Source organism: Mucilaginibacter sp. PPCGB 2223, assembly GCF_001705515.1.
Taxonomy (GTDB): domain Bacteria; phylum Bacteroidota; class Bacteroidia; order Sphingobacteriales; family Sphingobacteriaceae; genus Mucilaginibacter.
This window is the reverse complement of record NZ_MDJS01000002.1, coordinates 685,136-709,263: the sequence shown is the minus strand read 5'-3', so window position 1 is coordinate 709,263 and position 24,128 is coordinate 685,136. Positions and strand designations below refer to the sequence as shown.

At 48.0% G+C, this 24,128-nt stretch carries 10 protein-coding genes; 9 read left to right on the top strand and 1 reads right to left on the bottom strand.

Annotated features, from left to right (window positions below; genetic code table 11):
• Window positions 1–513: 513 nt before the first annotated feature.
• On the top strand, window positions 514–9,861 hold the full coding sequence (locus BEL04_RS13550) for a gliding motility-associated C-terminal domain-containing protein (RefSeq protein WP_066004747.1): 9,348 nt from the start codon (window positions 514–516) through the stop codon (window positions 9,859–9,861).
• A 95-nt stretch (window positions 9,862–9,956) separates the two neighbouring features.
• Entirely contained in the window at window positions 9,957–10,865 is a 909-nt protein-coding gene (locus BEL04_RS13545; protein ID WP_139113042.1) for a PorP/SprF family type IX secretion system membrane protein, read from the top strand.
• A 63-nt stretch (window positions 10,866–10,928) separates the two neighbouring features.
• Here BEL04_RS13545 and BEL04_RS13540 read toward each other — a convergent pair whose 3' ends face one another.
• Window positions 10,929–13,268 (bottom strand): glycoside hydrolase family 65 protein, encoded by a 2,340-nt coding sequence (locus tag BEL04_RS13540; protein ID WP_066004742.1) that lies wholly within the window; start codon window positions 13,266–13,268, stop codon window positions 10,929–10,931.
• A 261-nt stretch (window positions 13,269–13,529) separates the two neighbouring features.
• Here BEL04_RS13540 and BEL04_RS13535 point away from each other — a divergent pair, with 261 nt between their 5' ends.
• From BEL04_RS13535 to rodA, 7 genes are all read left to right on the top strand, one after another.
• Window positions 13,530–16,001 (top strand): TonB-dependent receptor domain-containing protein, encoded by a 2,472-nt coding sequence (locus tag BEL04_RS13535; protein ID WP_066004741.1) that lies wholly within the window; start codon window positions 13,530–13,532, stop codon window positions 15,999–16,001.
• A 707-nt stretch (window positions 16,002–16,708) separates the two neighbouring features.
• Window positions 16,709–18,235, top strand: coding sequence for a bifunctional phosphoribosylaminoimidazolecarboxamide formyltransferase/IMP cyclohydrolase (gene purH, locus BEL04_RS13530; protein ID WP_066004738.1), 1,527 nt, complete (start codon window positions 16,709–16,711; stop codon window positions 18,233–18,235).
• 174 nt (window positions 18,236–18,409) lie between these two features.
• Window positions 18,410–19,432, top strand: a complete 1,023-nt coding sequence (locus BEL04_RS13525) for a rod shape-determining protein (RefSeq protein WP_066004734.1) — start codon at window positions 18,410–18,412, stop codon at window positions 19,430–19,432.
• Between the two features lie 111 nt (window positions 19,433–19,543).
• On the top strand, window positions 19,544–20,380 hold the full coding sequence (gene mreC, locus BEL04_RS13520) for a rod shape-determining protein MreC (RefSeq protein ID WP_066004733.1): 837 nt from the start codon (window positions 19,544–19,546) through the stop codon (window positions 20,378–20,380).
• Window positions 20,373–20,888: a rod shape-determining protein MreD gene (locus BEL04_RS13515; RefSeq protein ID WP_066004732.1), complete on the top strand. Its 516-nt coding sequence runs from the start codon at window positions 20,373–20,375 to the stop codon at window positions 20,886–20,888. The genes mreC and BEL04_RS13515 overlap by 8 nt, the downstream gene beginning before the upstream one ends.
• Window positions 20,888–22,870 carry a penicillin-binding protein 2 gene (mrdA, locus tag BEL04_RS13510; RefSeq protein WP_066004731.1) on the top strand — a complete coding sequence of 661 codons (1,983 nt, stop codon included), beginning with the start codon at window positions 20,888–20,890 and terminating at the stop codon, window positions 22,868–22,870. Before BEL04_RS13515 ends, mrdA begins: the two co-directional genes overlap by 1 nt.
• Complete coding sequence (gene rodA, locus BEL04_RS13505; RefSeq protein ID WP_066004729.1) at window positions 22,857–24,128, top strand: rod shape-determining protein RodA; 1,272 nt, start codon at window positions 22,857–22,859, stop codon at window positions 24,126–24,128. Before mrdA ends, rodA begins: the two co-directional genes overlap by 14 nt.

Genomic DNA, 24,128 nt, shown 5'->3' with positions numbered 1-24,128 from the left:
CAAAAATCGTTGGTTTTATTGAGCTGACTTATCATACTGACACGATAAATGAACGGGTGTGTGCTTCATTTGTGATTGCTGACCGTTTAGCAGCAGGCGCATTAAACGTCAAACACACATTTTTAATTTACTACGAAGAAATAACAGAAAAGCAATTTTTACTATGCTGTCGTATCAAAATTTATAAAAACCGGCATTGATTATTAAACGATATATAAATTTCTCATCCTCAGGGCATTTTTCCGTCTGCTTTTCAACCCTTCAAATTAACTGTAAGCATGACACTACAGGATGGCCTTTTAAATATAATACATTACGTTCGTAGCTACAATTATTAACCTCTGTAACAACAGACACATAACCATCGAGCACAGTGTAGCCTTAATTTATTCTTTAACCAGCAAGAATTTATTACCGATACGTGTGGACTATTTATAACATGCAAACTAACTGTATACACATAAAAGCAACTAACCAAAAGCTTTATTGCCAAATTAAACTAAATAAACCCGTATGAAAAAAATTTACTTATTCATTTTCCTGATTGTAATAGGTTTATCGCAGCATCAATCGGTAAAGGCTAACATTAGCAAACCGGTGGCGAGGGTGGTTTTAGCGCCACCTGCCGCACAAACCATTACCTTTAATGCGTTCACAACTACCCAAACTTTTGGTGCTGCCGATTTTGCCATAACAGCAACAGCAACATCCGGTTTAACGGTAAATTTTAGCAGCAGCAATACTGCAGTCGCTACTATCGTAAACAACAAGATACACCTTGTTGGGGTGGGTACAGCGGTTATCACAGCCTCGCAGCCCGGCGACGGTGTTAATTACAGCGCTGCACCGGTAAAAACGCAAACCCTGACAGTTAACGCGGGTGCACAGGCAGTGATCAGTGCATTTCCGGCAGCAAGTGTAGCCTTGCAATCGGCAGATATCACACCTCCGGCTGTAAGTACTTATGCCGCTGCAAGTTTCCCAAACTATCCAATCACTTATACAAGCAATAACCCTGCGGTTGCAACTATTATCAACAACCGTATACACCTGGTAGCAACCGGTACGGTAACCATTACGGCCAACCAGGCCGGTAACGGCAATTTCCCTAATGCTGCCGCGGTATCTGCAGTATATACCATAACTGCCCCACCGGCGCCAACTTTTACGGCATCGCAAGGCAGCAAAGCAGTAGGCTCGCCCGATTTTGATCCCGGAGCTACACTAAGCGGTACCAATCCTTATTATACGACCATTGTATACAGCAATAGCAGCGCGCCGGCCAGTTCAGGAGCTACGGCATTCTCTATTGTTAACAATAAAGTGCACCTGCTAAATGCCTCGGCATCTCCAAATAACTCTATAACAGCAACCATAACTTACCCGGTAGGTACCGGCGGTACGGCAACTGTAACGGCAACTAACACCACTTTAGTTGTTACGGCGGCCACCACTACCCCACCGGCTACACCTACTATTACCTTCGCGGCTTTAGGCAGCAAGGCGTTCAGCAATATCGATCTGCCATTGGGGGCATCGAGCAACAGTTTATCCAACATTCCAATCACTTACACCAGCAGCAATACCGCTGTGGCTACTATAGTGAACGGCAACGTACACTACGTTGGCCTGGGTAGCGCTACTATCACCGCATCGCAGGGCGGAGGTACCGATCCGAATCTCCCGGTTAATGCGACCAGCGCTTTAACCGTAACAGCGCCTACTATTTCGTTCACCGCTTTAGGTACGAAAACTTTCACCCCGGTTGATTTTACGCCAACTGTCACCTCGACCTTAGTTAATATACCGATTACGCTGACCAGCAGTAACCCTGCTGTAGCAACTATAGTTAATGGTAACATTCATTATGTGGGTATTGGTACATCAACCATCACCGCTTCGCAGGCAGCAGCAGCTACGGCTGCTGGTTACCCGGCGCCTACCGATCAAACTTCGGTATTAACGGTGAGTGCTGCAGCAGCCCCAACATCGCCGGCTATCACCTTCGCTGCTTTGGGCAGTAAAGTATTTACCAATACCGAACTTGCGCTGGCAGCTACAAGTACGGCTACAAACGCGCCCGCTATATCTTATACCAGCAGCAATCCTTCGGTAGCCATTATTACCAATACGCTTACTTTGGGTGCACCTAACGGCGGTAGCGGCTATGTTAACGGGACCTATTTAAACGTGCCTTTAACAGGCGGCAGTGGCAGCGGCGAACTGGCGACCATTGTCGTAACCAACGGTATAGTTTCAACAGTTACGCCAACAACCAATGGTTCGGGCTATCAGGCTAACGATGTTTTGTCGTGCGCGGCATCAAGCATAGGCGGTTCAGGCTCGGGCTTCAGCGTTATTGTATTGTCGCTAACCAATAATATCCGTTATATATCGGCACTTGCGGCCCCCAATAACTCAACTGTTATTACCGCCAGCCAGGGAGGCGGCGTTTTGGGAAACGCTACGCTTCCGCCGGATGTAACAAATACCCTTGTTGTTACCCCGCCTACGCTTACCCTGCCAACATTAGGCACCAAGCCTTATTCGGCACAGGATATAGCTGTGGGCGGCTCAAGCACAGTCACCAATAAAATTATTACTTATACCAGCAGTAACCCGGCTGTAGCAACCATCAACAATATTATTACCGGGAGTATCACTACCGGCGGTTCGTCTTACGTGGCCGGCACTTATTACAAAGTTCCGGTCCTGGGTGGAACGGGCAGCGGCGCTACTGCGACCATTACCACTTCGGGCGGCGCGGTAACTGCTGTAACTATTACCGCAAACGGCGCTACCTACGCCATTGGTGATGTTTTGACCTGTGCTTCTTCATCAATTGGCGGAGCAGGCTCCGGCTTTACCTATACCGTTACAGGTTATACCAGCAATATTCACTTTAACAATGCGGTACCAGCGGCCCCTAACAATACTACGGTTATCACAGCCAGCCAGGGTGGGGGTACAACAGGTATAACTTATGGCAATATTCTGAGTACTTACGCTTTGGCGGGTGGCTCGGGATACGTTAATGGCACCTACACTAATGTAGCACTTACCGGCGGTACAGGTACAGGGGCCATCGCAAACATTGTGGTTGCCAACGGCAGTGTTACTACTGTATATATTACCAATGGCGGCAGCGGTTATGCCTTCGGCAATACTTTAAGCGCTGTATCAGCAAGCATTGGAGGCGGCTCCGGCTTCGCAATAAATGTGCTTAATACAGCAGCTATCCCACCTGATGTATCACAAACTTTAACTGTTACGCAACCGGTTATCAACTTCCCGCCGCTGGGCACCAAACAGTTTACTAGTGCCGACTTAAACCCCGGCGCTACGGGCTCAAACTTTACAACCAGCAGTATCTCGACATTTAATGCACCTTCGGCAGGTTCGGGCTATACTAACGGCACTTATTATGCCATACCCTTAACCGGTGGTTCGGGCACAGGGGCTACTGCAACTATTACCGTTATCGGCGGTGTTGTAACATCAGTAGTGCCTGTATCAACAGGTATTAACTATGCCGTTGGCGATATTTTGACCTGCCCTGCGGCAAGCATTGGTGGCACAGGCAGCGGTTTCCAGGTGGTGGTTGGAGCGGTAAGTACCGGTTTTCCGATAACTTATACCAGCAGCAACCCCGCGGTAGCTACCATCGTTAACGATTATATCCACTTTGTAGGCACCGGTACAACCACGATCACAGCATCGCAAACCGGCCCTGCCGGAGCTGCCACCGGCAACATCAGCTTACCGGCAAGTGTATCACAGAATTTAACTGTAACCCCTCCTACAATTACTTTCCCGGCAGTTGGCACACGTACTTTCTCAAGTACCGATGTTAACCCCGGCGCTACAAGTACAATTACCACCGTACCTATTACTTACAGCAGCAGCAATACCGCAGTGGCTACCATTACCAATAATGCGATCACATCAACCAACACCCTTGTAAGGGGAGCAGGCTATGTAAATGGCATTTATCCCAACGTGGCCCTTACCGGCGGCACCGGCACGGGCGCTACAGCAACCATTACCGTTGCAACCTTATCGCAGATAGTGGTTGGCGGCACCGTAGTTTCGACCACCAATGGCGTTATCGGCTATACCATTACTTCGGCCGGCTCTGGCTATACCGCAGGCGATGTTTTATCGTGCCCGGTAACCAGCCTGGGTGGTACAACAACCAATTCGCCGTTCAGCATTACCGTATCCGGAGTTGGAAGTACTGTGCATTTTGTAACACCAGGTACTACGACCATCACGGCATCGCAGGGTGGCGGCGCTACAGGTACCAGTAACCTGCCGGCCGACGTTACACAAGCTTTAACCGTAACTCCGCCAACATTGAACATGGCAGCCTTAGGAAAGGTTACTTTAAACGCTACCGACATCAACCCGGCTGCGACGACAAGCTTACCAACTGTACCGATCACTTATACCAGCAGCAATACTGCTGTGGCTACCATCCTGCCAAACAGCATAACCGGGCTTAATAACCCTGTCGGCGGCGGCAATTACATTATCGGAACTTATTCGCCTGTACCCCTGATCTATGCCAATGGCGTAACCGGTACAGGTACCGGCGCAACCGCACAGATCCTGGTAGTCGGCGGATCAGTTACCGGTGTAACTATTTTATCGGGCGGCAGCGGTTATAAAGTGAATGATCAGTTAACCTGCGCGGCATCGCAAATTGGTGGCGCCGGTACCGGCTTTACTGTTACGGTAGCAAGCGCCGGCGGCGTTATCCACTTAATTGGATCGCCATCAACCAACAACACTACAACTATCACCGCATCGCAAGGTGGCGGCGCCACGGGTACCGCAACGCTTCCTCCGGATGTTTCACAGGTATTGACAGTGGCCCAGAATACCATCGTCATGCCGGCTTTCGGTACACAGACGATGACAGCTTCCGACCTGAACCCGGGCGCGGCAAGCTCGCTCACTACAGTGCCTATCACCTATACCAGCAGCAATACTGCAGTAGCAACCATTGTTAACGGCTTCATTCATTTTGTTGGTACAGGTACAACAACCATTACCGCATCACAAGGCGGCGGTGTTACGGGTACTGCTACTTTACCTGCCGATGTGAGCCAGCCATTGGTAGTAAGCGCTCCGCTAATCTACTTCCCGCCATTGGCAAATGCGATATCGACAAACACGGTTGATATTGCGCCAGGCGCTACAAGCACTGTTACTGCAGCAATAACCTATACCAGCAGCAACACAGCCGTTGCAACCATCGTTAATGGTCAAATCCACGTTGTTGCACCCGGTACCACAACTATTAAAGCATCACAAGGCGGCGGCGCCACGGGTACTACAACTTTGCCTGCCGACGTTTCGCAACCGTTCACAGTAATACAAGCTGCGATAACTTTACCGGTGTATGGTACAAAACAATACACGGATATCGACTTTAGTCCGGGTGCAAGCAGCCCTGTTCCGGGTATTCCGTTTACGTATACCAGCAGCAACCCTGCAGTAGCAACTATCGTAACCTATCCTACGTTTAATGTACCGGTAACAGGCGGTTCGGGCTATACCAATGGTACCTATACTGCGGTACCGCTCACCATTAACGGCAACATCAGTACAACAACTGCAACTGTTGTTGTTTCGGGCGGTAGTGTTATTGCCATTAAGGCGTTAAGTGCGCTGCCGGTAAACGGCGCTGTAATTACCTTAACAGGAGCGGCTTTAACTACTGTTGGCAACGGATCAGGATTTAGCGCTACCGTTACCGGCAGCGCCAGCATGATTCACTTAACAACCCCGGTACCTGCATCGCCGAACAATACCACAACCATTACGGCATCGCAGACACAAAGCGGCGCCACATCGGCATCACAGGTATTAACAGTAGTGGCCCCGGCAATTACCTTCCCTGCATTGGGTACTGTAACCTATAATAATAATGATATCACCCCCGGCGCAAGCAGTACTGTTGCCGGTATCCCGATCACCTATACCAGCAGCAATACAGCGGTAGCAACTATTGTTAACGGGCAGATCCATATCATCAACGCAGGCACGAGCACGATTACCGCCAGCCAGGGTGGTGGCGCAACCGGTACAAGCACTGTACCTGCCGATGCGACACAGGTATTAACCATTACCGGAACACCGGCCATTACCTTTGCAGCCCTTGGTTCGAAAGCGTTAAACAGCACCGACCTTGCCCCCGGTGCAACAAGTACTTATACCCTTGCGCCGATTACTTATACCAGCAGCAATACTGCAGTTGCGACTATCGTTAACGGCAATATCCATTACGTAGGTACCGGTACAACCACTATTACAGCATCTCAGGGCGGCGGCACGGTAAGCAATGGTATTTTACCTGTCGATGTTACCTCATCGTTAACGGTAACAGCGCCAACCATCACTTTTGCATCGTTGGGCAGCAAGGCGTTAACGGATATTGACCTTGCTCCGGGCGCTACAAGTACAGTTTCGACGACGCCGATTACTTATACCAGCAGCAATACTGCTGTAGCAACTATTGTTAACGGCAATATTCATTTTGTGGCCCCTGGCACTGCTACTATTAAAGCCTCGCAAGGCGGTGGCGCGACGGGTACAGCTACTCTCCCTGCTGATGTAACTTCGGCATTAACCGTAACAAACCCGGTTATCACTTTTGGTGCGTTAACCAGCAAACCATATCAAATTAATGATATCGGCCTGGGCGCTACCAGCACATTAACTACCATACCGATCACGTATACCAGCAGCGATCCTAACGTGGCCACTATCGTAAATAATGCAATCCATATTACAGGTATTGGTACCACAACGATCACTGCATCACAAAATACCGATGCCATCAATGCGGGTTATATTGCTCCGGCCGATGTGGCGCAATCATTTGTGGTAACAACGCCTACATTAACCTTGGTTGCCTTAGGCACCAAGGTATTTACATCGACCGATCTTGCCTTAACCACAACCGGTTCGATCAATGCTGCTGCCCCGGTAGTTTATACCAGCAGCGATCCTTCAGTAGCGACCATTGTTAACGGTAATAACTTACATTATACCGGTATCGGCACCTGTTATATCACAGCCTCTCAGGGCTCGTATCAGGGTTCTCCGGCCCCGTTAAGCTCCATTCAAAATCTAACCGTTACCCCGGCTACGATCACTTTTGCAGCCCTCGGAACCAAACTGGTCAACTCGGGCGACGTGACCCTTGGCGCTACAAGTACATTAAGCGGCCCGTCGATAGTTTACTCAACCAGCGACCCTACCGTTGCAACCATTATTAACGGCAATACACTTCACCTGGTTGGTGTAGGTACCTGTACTATCACAGCCAGTCAGCCTACTTCGGCCAACTATCAGCCAATCCCGGTTAGCTCGAGCCTGGTATTGCTGCCTGCCATTACGTCGGTGTCGACGCCAACTATTACCTTCCAGCCGCTGGGCAGCAAGCCGTTCAGCAACACCGGCGATTACACGCCAAGTGCTACCGCAAGCAATGGCGCTACGCTTACTTTTACCAGCAGCAACCCCGCTGTAGCTACAATTGTTAACGGCAATATCCACCCGACACCGCCATCTATCATCAATGGCGTGGTAACATACCCAAGTCCGAATACAACCATCATTACAGCTTCGGCAGGTGGTGGCCCTAACGGCATACCAGGTACAACCCCGGCCGACGTATCGCAGCCACTCACTATAACTCCGGCTTCGATAACCTTCCCGCCATTAGGCCAGCAGATATTCCCGACAACTCCGGTGAACCCCAACCTGAACCAGGTAAGGTTCAACACCAACGATCTGGCTCCTGCGGCAACCAGCAACTATCAATTGGTAACTGCAAACAATACCGCAGTGCCTATTACATACACCAGCAGTAACCCTGCAGTAGCCACTATCGTTAATGGCAATATTCATTTTGTTGGTTTGGGCATTACCACCATCACGGCATCGTTAGGTAATGTTGTTGTGCCCGATGTAAGCCAGAATTTAGAGGTGATTGCGCCGTTAATTACTTTCGCGGCAACCCGCAGTGTAACTTATGGAACAGTTGACGTGGCTCCGGGAGCTACAAGCACCTTGAGCTCGGTACCAATTACCTATACCAGCAGCAACCCGGCAGTGGCCACTATCGTTAATGGCAACATCCACATGGTATCGGCAGGTATAACTACCATTACTGCTACCCAGGTGGCTATAGGCAACTCTACTATTCCGGCAGCTACAACCCAGGTGTTAACGGTATCGCCTGCGGCAACGCTTACCTTTGCAGCTACCCGTACCCAGGCATTCAGCTTAACCGACCTGGATCCGGGCGCTACAAGTACGATTACCAGCGTACCGATTACCTATACCAGCAACAACCCCGGCCTGGTAAGCATAGTGAACAATAAATTGCACTTTAATGTACCGCCAACTGCCTCATTAGGCAATACAGCTATCATTACGGCTACCCAGGCCGGCAGCGGCGGCGTGCCAACCCAGGTATTAAGCCAAACCCTGACGGTGACCCCGATCGTGATAGCGCAAACGCCGCTAAACAAATACTATGGCGACCCCGACTTTAGCCCGGCATCATCATCACTGGGTGCAGCCAGCCCTGTTTTATATGCCAGCGGTACTACTACAGTGGCCACTGCTGTTACCAACGGTGTTACGGTTACTACCGGCCAGCTGATACATATTGTGGGCACAGGCTCAAGTACGATCACGGCATCGTCGCCTGCTGATAATACAAATGCAGCGGCTGCAAACGCAAGTATTGCCTTAACTGTGGTACAAGCACCGATGTCTATTACGCCTAAAAATGTAACCTACACTTATGGCTCCCAGCTCATTTCATTCCCACTGATTTACGATGGGTTTAAGAGCGCTACCGGTAACGTTCCGCTTGATGATAGTACAAAATTCAGCGCGCAGCCTGTAGTAAGCATCAACGGGCGCTCGCCAAACGGGTTCTTCGGCAATATACCGGTAGGCACTTACCAGTTAACAGCGAGCGGAGCCGTATCAACCCTTTATACGTTTACTTACGGCAAAGGCACCCTGACCATTGTACCTGCGGTACAAACATTAACATGGGATAACTTTACCAGCAACCACAGCTACGGAGAAGCCGACTTCGACCCACTGGCACGCAGCACCGGCGACCCGATTGTGTATACCAGCAGTAACCCTGCGGTAGCTACCATTGTTAACGGAAAGATCCATATTGTGGGTATTGGCACGGCTACCATTACCGCGAGTATATCGCCAACATCGGGTAACTACACCGGTACGGCAAGTATCTCTAAAACCTTAACGGTTGGCCCGGGTACGCAAACCATCACCGTTGCTACTATTCCATACCAAACCAGGGGTGCAGCGGCCTATTCGCCGAACGCTACTGCTTCGTCGGGCCTGCCTGTAACGATGGTATCATCAGACCCAACGATTGTTAAGGTTGTAGGTTCGACCATCGTACCGGTGCATGTGGGCAATGTCATCATCACATTCTCGCAAGCCGGTAACGCCAATTACCAGGCAGCGCCTAATGTTACGCAATATGTCCAGGTGGTTGATCCGTCGGGCCAGGTGGTGAAAGTTGATCAGGCTGTATCGCCGAACGGCGACGGTATCAACGACTTCCTGTACATCGAAGGATTGCAGAACTTCCCTGATAACCACGTGAAGATCATTAACCGCAATGGCGATAAGGTTTTTGCATTAACGGGATATAACAACAAAGACCTGGTGTTTAGCGGCAAGGATAACAGCGGCCATTATCTGCCGGCAGGTACTTATTTCTACCTGATCGACTGGACAGCAGGCGGAGAACAAAATCATATAACCGGTTACTTTGTTTTAAAATATTAATCAGTATAAAGACAGTATAAAACTAAAAATGATATCCATGCAGTTATTTTGCATAGCTGCATGGGTTGGTTAAAATCACTAAAAAAACCTTCGACATGAAAAAATATCTATCCATATTGATACTGCTTGTACTGGGACAGGTATCCGACAAGGCATGGGCACAGCAGCCTTTTACCTTCACACAGTATATGAACAATATTACACCGGTTAATACGGCCTACTCCACCCTCGACGACGCCGGTAGCCTTAACGTGGTTGGCCGCAAACAGTTCATCGGTATAAACGGTGCGCCAAGTACCTTTTTGTTTAACGGGGCCATGCCTATACCAGGCATTGCCAGCAGTGCAGGTTTGGTTGTTTTAAACGATAAATATGGCGCCGAAAACCTAACCGAGATCAATGCCTTTTTTGCCAAAAAGATCCAGTTATCCGGCGGCAGCTTCTTATCGGCCGGTATCAACGCAGGTTTCCGCAATCACACGGTACATACTTCGGCTTTAGACCCGTCCGATCCGCGCTTCGCCAACAGCGATATCGACGAAACCGAAACCAATGTGGGCCTAAGCGCAATGCTATCGGGCAGCAATTATTACGTGGGCATTTCATTGCCGCGTTTAACCCTAAACAGCATCGGTAAATCGGCACAGGAGAATAACTACATCATGAATACCTACTACTTAACCGCCGCTTACATTAAACCTTTAAATGATGATTTTAAAGTTAAACCCGCGGCTTTGATAGCTTACGGTGGCAGCAACTTACCAATCATGGTTGATGTATCTACAACCCTGTACATTAAAGACGTATTAGGCTTAGGTATAAATTACCATACCCAGGATGCCCTGGCCGGGATAGTTTCGGTTAACCTGAATAAGAACATCATGTTTGGCTACAGCTACCAGTTTAGCGTAGGTAAATATGCGTTGGGCGGCATTAACAATACCACACAGGAGATAACCCTGAGCTACCGCTTTGGTAAGGATGTTAAAACGAAACTTTTATAAGTGTAATAATTAATGGTCAGTAAAAAGTCCCGGTTAATTAACCGGGACTTTTTCTTTTTAATGCTATTTGTTATCCGGATACTTCACCGTTTGACTTGCGGATGGTGCGATGGTATAAGCATGACCAAATACGCTGATGGTGACCGGAACTGCCGAAAAATTGGAAAACGCCCCTCCACCTCTGTCTACCTTAATTTTAATCATGCTTTCGCGGAAACGGATATTAAAGGAGTAAGATATCCATTGTTCCGGCAAAAACGGGCGGAAGCTTAAAGTATCATTTTGAACATGCATACCGGCAAAGCCTTCAACAACGCTCATCCAGGTGCCGGCCATCGAGGTGATATGGCAGCCGTCTTCGGTATCGTTGTTGTAATCGTCCAGGTCGAGCCTTGAGGTGCGCAGGTAAAAATTATAGGCATCCTGCTCCAAACCCAGTCTCGAAGCTAATATGGCGTGTATGCAGGGCGACAGCGAGCTCTCGTGCACGGTTAACGGCTCGTAGAAATTATAATTGCGGCGCAGGGTTTCCTCATCGTACTTATCGCTAAAAAAATACAGTCCCTGCAAAACATCGGCCTGCTTGATAAAGCACGAGCGCAGTATCCTGTCCCAGCTCCATTTCTGGTTAAGCGGCCGGTCGGCGGCGGGCAGGTCTTTTACCCGGATGATCTCTTTATCCAAAAAGTTGTCCTGCTGTAAAAAAATGCCCAGCTCTTTATCCTCGCCCAGGTACATGTTAGTAATGATGTGCTGCCATTGTCTGGTTTCTTCAGCCTCGTTAAAACTGAGCTGTTTGATCAGGGCATTAAACCTGGCGGCATCAGTTTGTTTAACGTGTTCGATTGCTTCCATGGTATATTCCATACACCAGGTGGCCAGCATGCTGGTGTACCAGTTATTGTTGATGTTGTTTTCGTACTCGTTCGGCCCGGTTACGCCCAGCATTACATATTGTTTTTTTTGATTGCTCCAGTTAACCCGTTGTTTCCAGAAACGGGCTATGCCGATGAGCACTTCCAGGCCGTACTCGTTGAGGTAGTTTTGATCCCCGGTGTAGCGGATGTAGTTAAAGATCGCGTAAGCGATGGCTCCGTTACGGTGTATCTCCTCAAACGTGATCTCCCACTCGTTATGGCATTCTTCGCCATTCATGGTCACCATAGGGTACAGGGCCGCGCCATCTTTAAAACCAAGCTTGGCGGCATTCTCGATGGCTTTACCCAATTGCTTATGGCGATAGATAAGCAGGTTGCGGGTAACTTCGGGCGCCGCGGTACCCAGGTAAAACGGTACGCAGTAAGCTTCGGTATCCCAATAGGTAGAGCCGCCGTATTTTTCGCCGGTAAAACCTTTCGGGCCGATGTTCAACCGGTCGTCTTTGCCGGTATAAGTCTGCGATAGTTGAAAGATGTTGAACCTGATGCCCTGCTGCGCCTTTACATCGCCCTCGATCACGATATCGCTTTCTTCCCATTTGGCATGCCAGGCTGCGGCCTGTTCGGCAAGCATGGTATCAAAACCTTTAGCCGATACCATCGCAATCACATTCTTGCAAGCTGCTACAAGTTCTTCGGGCTTATGATTTTGTGACGAAACGTTGGCTGCGTATTTATAAATGGTTGTTGTTTCACCTTTTAACAATGGAGCTTTGGTAACTAAAGCCACATATTTTTCTTTCGATATGTTCTGTGCATTTCCATAGTAGTACGTCGGCACTTTGGCTCCCTCAGTCGTCCGCGAAATAGTGAACAGGCTTCCGGTACAAACCTCAAAGCCGGTCTTTTTTGTACGGAGCGTTAAATAGCTCTCATTTCCTTCAGCCTCCTGAGCTACTTCGTCCCAAAACTTCTCGTCATAGTTCGAATCAGCATTGCTTACGTCGCCATCAATAAAAGGAGTAAAGGTTACTTCGCCATCAAAATTAATCGGAGCTATACTATAGCTGATAGCACCTGCTTCTTCATCAACGATACTGCAAAAACGTTTAGCGGTTACCTGTACTTGTTTGCCGCTTTTCAATTCAGCAGTAAAGCTGCGTTCCAGGTAACCATCGTGCATGTTAAGCACACGTTTAAAATCGGTTACCTTGCAAGTATTCAAGTCGAGTTCTTCATCACCAATGATAACCCCTATACCTATCCAGTTAGCCGCATTGAGCACCTTGGCAAAATACTCCGGGTAACCATTTTTCCACCAGCCTACGCGGGTTTTATCCGGATAGTAAACCCCGGCCACATAGTTACCTGGCAATGTTTCGCCGGTGTAGGTTTCCTCAAAATTGGCGCGCTGCCCCATGCGCCCGTTACCCAGGCTGAATATGCTTTCGGATACTTTATTCAAATGCGGGTCGAACCCCTCTTCGATAATGTTCCATTCGTCTGCGATGATGTAGTTCTTCATGTTATTTTATAATACCGTAAAGCTGGAATTTTAAATTGAACTATACAATGACAGGCAAGTGCCCGGCCAGCAAAATTTACAACAAATTTGCCTTTTCAACCAAATTTAAGCATATTTTCGCCTGCTTTTTTTAAGGCCTTGGCAGAGGGTTATCCAGCGGGTCTGTCACTATAAAATTACCAAAGCAAATATTTCGCCTGTTTCAAATCCAAATTTGCTCCAGATTCGCTGCCTACTTTTGCAGCAAGCATTCTATTTTAAATGAAATATCTTTTTACCCTGTTTATATTATTTACTTCTTTCTGCATCAGCGTTAGCGCCCAAACTCCAACCGGCAAAGGCAAAATCACCGGCAAGGTAACTGATGCTACCACTAAACTACCTGTCGACTATGCTACCATCGGCATTTACAAACAAGGCAGCACATCGCCTGTTAACGGAACTACCACCGACCCTAAAGGCAATTTCAGCATCAACGGCCTGCCTTTCGGCGAATACCATATCGCTGTTGACTTCATAGGTTACCAGCGCTTTACCGCCGATCATATTATCGTCAACGCCGCACATCCTGCAGTTGTCATTCCCAACATCGCGTTGAGCTCGTCGCAAAAAATGCTGAAAGACGTGAACATCACCGCACAGGCCAGTACCGTTGAAAACAAGATAGATAAGCTGGTATACAACGTTGGTAACGACCTTACGGCACAAGGCGGCGTAGCTACCGACATCCTGAAAAAGGTACCCATGGTAACCGTCGATATCGACGGAAATGTAGAACTGTTAGGCAACCCGAGCATTAAGTTCCTCATCAACGGCAAACCATCCAGCATATTCGGCGCAAGCCTGGCCGACGCCCTGCAATCTATCCCCGCCAGCCAGATCAAAAGCATCGAAGTAGTAACCAGCCCGGGCGCCAAGTACGATGCCAGCGGCACCGGCGGTATTATCAACATTATTTTAAAGGACAATAAGGTACAGGGCTATAACGGCAGCATTAATGCATCTATAGGCACGCGCCTGGAGAACGCCTCGGTGAACCTTAACGCCCGTAAAAGCAATTTTGGCGTAAACGCCTTTTTTAGCGGTAACAAAACCCTGCGCTCTGAAGCCTTCAGTACCAAAGACAGGCTAAGTACCTTTAACGACACCACACGCCGCCAGCTACAAAACGCCGTTGGCTATATCGAACGAGGCGGCTTTCAAACAGGTTTAGGGCTCGACTGGAACCTCAGCAAACACGATAACCTAACGGCCGGTATAAGCTATCACCATTTCAGCAACCATACCGATGGCAGTACCAGCCAGGAAGACCAAAGCGTTAAAGCTGGCATCAGCCCGTTTTCTGACCTGTTTTCGTTGCGCAATGCCAATAACCAGTTTGGCGAAGACGCTGTGGACCTGAACCTGGGATATAAAAAGAGCTTTGCGAAAGATGGCCAGGAGCTTGACATACAATACACCGGCAGCTTCAATAAAAACAACGGCAACTTTTATCAAAAGTCCGATTATATTAATTCTACGACCCCGTCAACCGGATCGATGGGCAATAACCCGGGCAAGGACCACGAAACGGAAATTGCTGTCGACTATGCACACCCGGTAACCGAAGACTTCATTATAGAAACCGGCGGTAAGCTCTATTTCGAGAATATCAACAGCACATCAAACGTAAACACTTATAACGCCGCCAAAAACGATTTTATTTACGATGCCCTGCAATCCAATAGTTTTACTTACGGGCGCAATGTGTATTCGTACTATGCATCGGCATCGTTTAAGGCTTTTGATTTTTTTGATGTAAAAACCGGCTTACGCGACGAGTATACCATCACAACTGTAGATGGCAAAGGCGGTGTCATCCCCGATTATAACTTCCTGTCGCCATCGTTCGTGTTATCGCACAAGATCGCCAAAACGCAAACCGTTAAACTGAGCTACAGCAAACGGATAGAACGCCCCGATTTTGGTGATATGAACCCATTCGTCAACAGCGCCGACCCTTACAACGTAAGCTTTGGCAACCCCAACCTGCACCCCGAAATAGGCAATAACTTTGAGTTAGGGTACAACCGGTCCTTTGATAAGGGCGGCAACATCAACATCACCACATTTTACCGCCATAACGGTTTTGATGTAAAGCAATACACCACACCTTATAAAAGCTTTCGCGAGGGCGACAGCACTTACAACAACGTTTATGTAACCACACGCGCCAATGTAGGCTCCGAAGTACGTGTTGGCGTCAACTTTTCGGCATCGCTGCCTATCACCAAAGATTTTACTGTGCGCCCGAACTTTCTGGTTGCAACGCGCCGCATTATGGATAACCTGCCCAATACGCCCAGCTTTGTGGCGGGTTACGAGTACCGCTTAAACCTAAATGCCGCTTACCAGTTCGGCAACGATTTCGGCGCCGAGGCCTTTGCCAACTACAACTCGCCGAATGTCGGCCTGCAGGGCAAAAACTCATCCTTCGTATCATACAGTTTTGCCGCCCGCAAACAATTTTTGGATAAAAAAGCAAGCATCGGTTTTGTTACCAACGTGCCCTTTAACGATTATATCAACCAAAGCTCAACCATTGTACAGCCGGGCAACAGCCAGTATAGCTTAAAGCGTGTGCCGTACCGTTCGTTCGGCATCAGCTTCAGCTACAGGTTCGGTAAACTCGAGTTTAAAAAGGACCAGGAAAAAGACAATAACCCCGGTGCACCGCAGCCGATTGAGCCGTAACTTTTTGATTTCGAATTTCGGATGTTCGATTTCGGATTTTTCTAATTGAATATTTCAGATAACTTTTAGCTTCCAGCTCCGGATAGGTGGGTATTTGTCGATATTTTCAGTATATCAGATTTGACAACTCCCCGCACTCGCTCGCGTCTCGCGAGTGAGCAATATCAAGCTGCCAGAGGCAGCCGTCGTCCGCTGCAACACATGGGTATTTATGGGTATTTTAAGTCTTGATTTCTGACTCTTTTCTTCCACGGGGGAAATTGTCAGAAATTTTCGCGACTTGTCTGTTCGTCTTTTTCAGCTTCGCGCTTTCAGGTTGCCCAATAAATATACAAAATTTATCGCTTTTAACCAAAGCATAATATCAACGCAAAGCCCGCATTAGGGATAGCGGCGCCTGCCTGCCGGCAGGCAGGGATACCGGCCCCGTGGTTAAGGCCTGTGCAGTATAAGCGCCCGCCTGCCGGACGGGCAGGGATAGCCCGGCCCGCAGGGAATGCCCAAAAACCAATAAATTAAGATACACCTCCTCTATCCGCAAAACATTAAAGCTTCAGCATCTACCCAATTTTTTCTATTCATTAATCACACTATTCCTCCCCTCGTAACCTGCTTATAGCCATTCAAATCTTTTCCAATTTTAACACCACATTTACTTTAATATAACCTATTAAAAACATACTTTTGCGGCACATTCAATTTTCCCGATGAGCAATTCCGTTCAAATCAAAAACGCCCTGATTTCTGTTTATTATAAAGACAACCTCGAGCCGATCATCCTGCAGTTAAAGCGCCTCGGTGTAACCATTTACTCGACCGGCGGCACCGAAACTTTTATCCGCAATTTAGGCGTTGATGTTGTACCTGTTGAAGACCTGACCTCGTACCCGTCTATCCTGGGCGGCCGTGTAAAAACCCTCCATCCCAAAGTGTTTGGCGGTATTTTAGGTCGCCGCGGTTTAGCCAGCGATGAGCAGCAGTTACAGCAATACGGGATACCGGAGATTGACCTGGTGATCGTCGACCTGTACCCTTTCGAGGAAACGGTAAAATCGGGCGCGGGCGATGAGGATGTGATCGAAAAGATTGACATTGGCGGGATATCGCTCATTCGTGCAGCCGCAAAAAATCATAAAGATGTGGTTATCGTAGCCTCAAAAGATGATTATCCCGAACTGAATACTATTTTAGAAACACAAAACGGATCGACCACTATCGATCAGCGCCGCAAGTTTGCCAAACAGGCTTTCAATATCTCATCGCATTACGATAGCGCTATATTTAACTACTTTAACCAGGACGAGCCCATACCGGTATTTAAACAAAGCATACAAACCAGCCAAACCCTGCGCTACGGCGAAAACCCGCACCAGCAAGGCGTATTTTACGGCAACCTGGATGCGATGTTCACCAAGCTGAACGGTAAGGAGCTATCGTATAATAACCTGGTGGATGTTGATGCAGCGGTGCTGCTGATCGATGAATTTACCGAACCGACCATTGCCATATTAAAACATACCAATGCCTGCGGCATTGCTTCGCGATCGTTCATTAAAGAAGCCTGGCTGGATGCCCTGGCCTGCGACCCGGTTTCTGCCTTTGGCGGTGTGATCATCGCTAACGATGAGATCAACGAGGAAACTGCTATCGAGATCAGTAAGCTTTTTTTTGAGGTGCTGATTGCCCCCGCTTACACTGATGAAGCGTTAACACACCTTACCGCTAAAAAGAACCGCATTATTTTAGTGCGCAACCCGGTTGAGCTGCCTGTAAAACAGTTTAAGACTTTACTGAACGGCGTAATTGAGCAGGATAAGGACGCCGTGATTGAAGGACCGGAACAAATGAAGACAATTACCGTAAAAGCACCGACGGAGCACGAACTGCGCGACCTGTTCTTTGCCAATAAGGTAGTTAAGCATACCAAATCGAACACCATTGTTTTCGCTAAAGACAATACGCTGATCGCGAGCGGTGTTGGCCAAACATCCAGGGTTGATGCATTGCAGCAGGCCATTGTAAAAGCCAAGCACTTTGGTTTTGACCTGAACGGCGCGGTAATGGCCTCTGATGCGTTCTTCCCGTTCCCGGATTGTGCCGAGATTGCCGCCGATGCAGGTATAACTGCGATATTGCAACCCGGCGGTTCGATCAAGGATCAGGACTCGATAGATATGTGTAATGCAAAGGGCATAGCCATGGTAATGACCGGCGTGCGCCACTTTAAACATTAAAGCCCCACCCAAACCCTCCAGAGAAGGGAGGGCTTTACCGGGAGAGATTATTCATTAAGTGTTAGTTTTTCATGGTATTCGTGATCGCCGACGCAATTTAGAGAGGGGGCCGAAACTGATTAGTGAAATTCGTGTTAATAACTTAGCTTTGTAAATTATTTATCAACATAGCCAATGGGTCTATTTAATTTTTTTACGCAAGAAATTGCCATCGATTTAGGTACTGCAAATACCCTCATCATACATAACGATAAAGTTGTTGTCGACGAACCATCCATCGTCGCTTTCGACCGTACGACCAACAAGGTAATTGCCATTGGTAAACAGGCCATGCAGATGGAAGGTAAAACACACGATAATATCCGTACCGTTCGCCCGCTTAAAGACGGTGTAATTGCCGACTTTAACGCTGCCGAGCACATGATACGCGGCATGATCAAAATGATCAACCCGGGTAAAGGCTGGTTTTTCCCTTCGCTGCGGATGGTGATCTGTATCCCGTCGGGTATTACCGAGGTAGAGAAACGCGCCGTTAACGACTCGGCCGAGATTGCCGGCGCCAAAGAGGTTTACCTGATACACGAACCAATGGCTGCTGCCGTAGGTATCGGTATCGATGTGGAAGAGCCAATGGGCAACATGATCATCGATATCGGTGGCGGTACTACCGAGATCGCGGTTATTGCCTTATCGGGTATCGTTTGCGACCAGTCGATCCGCGTAGCGGGTGATAACTTCGACAGCGACATCGTTCAATACATTCGCCGCCAGCATAACATCATGATCGGCGACCGTACTGCCGAAAAGATCAAGATCGAAGTTGGCGCTGCATTGCCCGAACTGGCCGATCCGCCAGCCGATTTTGCCGTACAGGGCCGCGATTTGATGACCGGCGTACCAAAGCAGATCACGGTATCGTACACCGAGATAGCGCACTGCCTGGATAAATCCATCTCGAAAATTGAGGAAGCGATTTTAAAGGCGCTGGAGATCACTCCGCCCGAGCTTTCGGCCGATATTTACCAAACAGGTATTTATTTAACCGGCGGCGGCGCGTTGCTGCGTGGTTTGGATAAGCGTGTGGCAGCTAAGACCAAACTGCCGGTTCACGTTGCCGAAGACCCGCTGCGCGCTGTGGTAAGGGGCACTGGTATCGCCCTTAAAAATATTGGAAACTTTAAATTTTTGATGCAGTAATTTAGTAGTATTGCGTATAGCGATATGCGTATTGAGATATAAAGGCTTAACCCACACGCTGTCTCAATACGCAATACGCATATCTCAATACCCAATCAAATATAACAGGAAATGCGTAACCTCTGGATATTCATCAGCAAGTACAACGCATTTTTTCTGTTTGTTATTTTCGAGGTTTCGGCGCTGTTTATACTCATCAATTACAATTCCTTTCAGAAGGCGACTTATATCAGTTCATCAAACCAGATAACAGGGCTTGCTTACCAAAAGGTTGGCCAGGTTACCGAATACCTGTCGTTAGCTACGGTGAATGACAGCCTTGCAAGAGAGAACGCCCGGTTAAGAAGCGAACTGCGTTCGTCGTTCTACATCGACACACTGACCAAAAAATCCATAGCCGATAGCGTTTACAAGCAACAGTATACTTTCATTGTTGCCAAAGTGATCAACAACTCGGTAAACCATCGCAATAATTACATCACCATAAACAGGGGCAGTAAGGACGGGGTACAAAAAGATATGGGCGTTATCTGCGGCTCGGGCGTGGTAGGCTTTGTAGTTAATACTACCGATCACCTGGCCAATATCCAATCGGTTCTGCACAAAAAAACCAAGGTGAGCGCCATGCTGGCCGACACCCGCGATCTGGGCAGCTTTTTATGGGGCGATAACCTCGACCCCCATCAGGGCCTTTTGATCGACGTATCTAATAACGTTAAACCAAGGATAGGCGAAGCGGTAGTTACTTCTACCCTGTCGTCATTATATCCGGCCGGCATACCTATCGGCAAAATAAGCAACTTACATGCCAAAGAGGGCGGCATGTTTTTAAATATGGAAGTTAGCCTGGCTGTTGACTACAGTAAACTGGAATATGTGTACGTGGTAGTTAACAGGCTGGCTATGGAACAAAAACAAGTGGAGGCCACCAGGGTTAAAGATGAGTAGGACAATATTGATCAATGTGCTGCGCTTTTTTGTGCTGGTTTTTTTCCAGGTTTTCCTGTTCAAAAACATCACCCTGTACGATCTGTCAATCCCGTACCCTTATATCCTGATTATTTTATTGCTGCCATTCGAAACACCGAATATTGTATTGTTCCCGGTAGCATTTATTACAGGCTTAACAATCGATGCTTTTTACGATACACCCGGCCTGCATGCCGCAGCATGTACCTTGCTGGCGTTTGTGCGGATATCGTTCATCAACATTACCGTGCAGAAGGACGGCTTTGACAACGACCCCGAACCAACGCTCAGTATTATGGGCTTTCGCTGGTACTTTACCTATATCCTCGTATTAACCCTTATCCATCATTTCTTCTTATTTAACCTCGAAGTTTTCCGTATTTCCGAACTGCAATATACTTTTGTGAGGTTTCTGTTGAGTTCGTTATTTACCGTATTTTTAATGCTGTTATCAGGGTTGTTATTTTACAGGAAGAGGGAACGTTAATGAACAGTTTTTTTGAGCGCAGGTATTTCATACAGGCTTTATTTATAGTAATGGCGGTGGGTTTACTCGCCCGTCTTTATTATATCCAGCTCATCGATCCTCAATATACAGTATCGGCCAATAACAACGTATTACGCAGGATACTGCAATTCCCCGGCCGTGGACCGATATTGGATCGCAATGGAAAATCATTGGTACAAAACGAACCTGTTTATGATATTATGGTTACCCCCCGCGAGGTAAAGCCTTTTGACACGGTTGAGCTTTGCAAGTTGCTGGGCATTGACAGGGAAGGGTTTGATAAACGCTGGAAAAAGGCAGTTACCTATTCGCGCGGCATAGCCTCTCCTTTCGAAAAACAGCTACCTGTCAAGCTATACGCAGCTCTGCAGGAACACTTGTCTGAGTTTCCCGGCTTTTACGCCAACCAACGGTCAGTCCGTACTTATCCGGATTCGGTGGCAGCGCAATTTTTAGGCTACATCGATGAGGTGAACGATGACGATATTAAAAGATCAAATGGTTATTACCACCGCGGCGATTATATCGGACGTACGGGGGTCGAAAAGTCGTACGAACAATTGCTGCGCGGGCAGCGTGGCGTGCACAATGCCCTGGTCGATTCGCGCGGCGTAGAAAAAGAACAATACATGCATGGCGCGCTCGATACACTTCCTGTTGCCGGCGAGCGATTGATTTCCTCGCTTGATGTCCGCATCCAGAAACTTGGCGAGCAGCTGATGAAGAATAAAGTAGGCAGCATCGTCGCCATTGAGCCATCTACCGGTGAAATATTATGTTTTGTAAGCTCACCTACCTACGACCCTAACCTGATGGTAGGCCGCGAGCATGGTAACAACATTGCCGACCTCATCAAAAACCCGTATAAGCCTTTTGTTGTGAGGCCCATACAGGCGCAATATCCGCCAGGTTCGTCGTTTAAACCCTTGTCGGCATTGATCGCTTTGCAGGAAGGGATCATCACCCCGCAAACAACTTATTTTTGTGCAGGCGGTTACCAGGCTGGTAACCACTGGGTTGCCTGTACCCACCATCACGGCGTTACCGACCTGCGTTTAGGTATCGAGGGCTCGTGCAACGTGTATTTCTGCAGCGTTTTTGATAAGCTAATGAATACTAATGGCATAGCCAATACCCGAAACAATTATATCGATTGGAAAGCCCGGGTAAACAAATTCGGGTTCGGGGCAAAGCTGGATGTCGATCTTCCGCACGAGCTCAAAGGCTACGTTCCGGATACTACCCGTTACGACAAAGTTTTCAAGGGCAGAAAATGGCGCTCGAGCACTTTTATATCCGATGCGATCGGCCAGGGCGAAATCTTAGCCACGCCCCTGCAAATGGCCAATATCGATTGTATCATTGCCAATCATGGCTACTATTACGAGCCGCACCTTATCAAACGCATTGGCGATAAAGAGATCATCAAACCCGAATTTACTGTAAAACACAGCGTGGATATCGATCAGCAATACTTTGAACCGGTGATCGACGGGATGCAGGCTGTGGTTGACCATGGTACCGGTGCAGGTTCAAAAATACCCGGCATTGTCATGTGCGGTAAAACAGGCACGGCGCAAAACCCGCACGGCAAAAACCACTCGGTATTCGTAGCATTCGCTCCGCGCGTTAATCCAAAGATAGCTGTAGCGGTAGTGGTCGAGAACTCAGGCCAGGGTGCAGATTGGGCCGCACCTATCGCCAGCTTTATTGTAGAAAAATACCTGCGCGATAGCATCAGCAGCCGCCCATCGGGCAAAACTCCCGAATGGATCATGGCGCAAAACCTGTTGCCCGAGATCAAAGGCAGTAAACCAGTTAAAGCCGATACAGCAAAGCATACCGCTGCCGACAGTGCAAAGAGGGTTGCCAGGCTAAAAAAACCAGCAGATAAGAAAAAGGCGAAAAACCTTGGCGGACAAATATTAGCTATTCAAACCCGTAACGATGAGGACCAGTAACCAGCGCAGCTTCTTTTTCAACGTGGATTGGATAACCGTATTCATCTACCTGGCCCTGTGTACTATCGGCTGGTTCAACATCCATTCGGCTGTTTACGATGATAAATATCCCAGTATTATTGGCTTGCATACAAACTATGGTAAACAATTGCTGTTCATCATTGCCTCTATCAGCCTGGCTACTATTATATTATTACTCGACAGCCGTTTTTTTAGCGCACTGACCCCATTTTTTTACGGCATGACCGTTTTTTTACTATTGCTGGTATTGGTAATAGGGCACAATGTAATGGGCAACCAGGCCTGGATATCGGTAGGACCATTAAAACTTCAGCCTTCCGAATTCGCTAAATATTCGACGTGTTTATTATTAGCGCGATATCTCAGCGGGGTTAATATCAAAGTTACCGAAGTTAAATCGTTCTTCGCAGCAGCAGCCATCATCTTCTTCCCGATGGCGCTTATCAAAATGCAGCCCGATGATGGCTCAACGCTGGTATTTTGCTCATTGATATTTGTACTTTACCGCGAGGGGCTTTCGTCATACTTCCTCATTGTGGGCGCCATGTTCATCGGCCTGTTCATTTTATCCCTGTTGTTTAAAACCATCTTTGTGGTTGGCGGCATACTGATTGTGTTTGGCATTATCATAGCCATTGTAAGGCGAAACCGCAAGCGGGCGTTAACGGCATTGGCAGGTATGATACTGGCCATCGGGTTTACATTTGCCGTACCATTTGTGTACAAACACGTTATTAAAGAGCACCAGCGCGTACGTATCGACGAATGGCTGCAGTTATCAACAGATCTGAAAAAGGCCGGTTACAATGTTCACCAGAGTAAGATAGCCATAGGCTCGGGCAAATTGTGGGGTAAGGGCTATTTTAAAGGTACGCAAACGCGCTTCCAGTTTGTGCCCGAGCAAAGTACCGATTTTATTTTTTGTACAATAGGCGAAGAATGGGGCTTTGCAGGCTCTGTAGTAGTTATCGGCTTGTTTGTGTTTCTGATATTACGCATCATCCTCATCGCCGAACGGCAACGGGCGCCCTTCTCGCGCATTTATGGTTACGGGGTAGCCTGTATCATCTTCTTCCACTTCTTTATCAACATCGGCCTTACCATCGGCATAGTGCCGGTAATAGGCATACCACTACCTTTTGTAAGTTATGGCGGCTCATCGTTGTTGAGCTTTACCCTGCTGTTATTTACCCTGCTTAAACTGGATAGTAACCGGATGGGAATTGCGGGTGGTTAA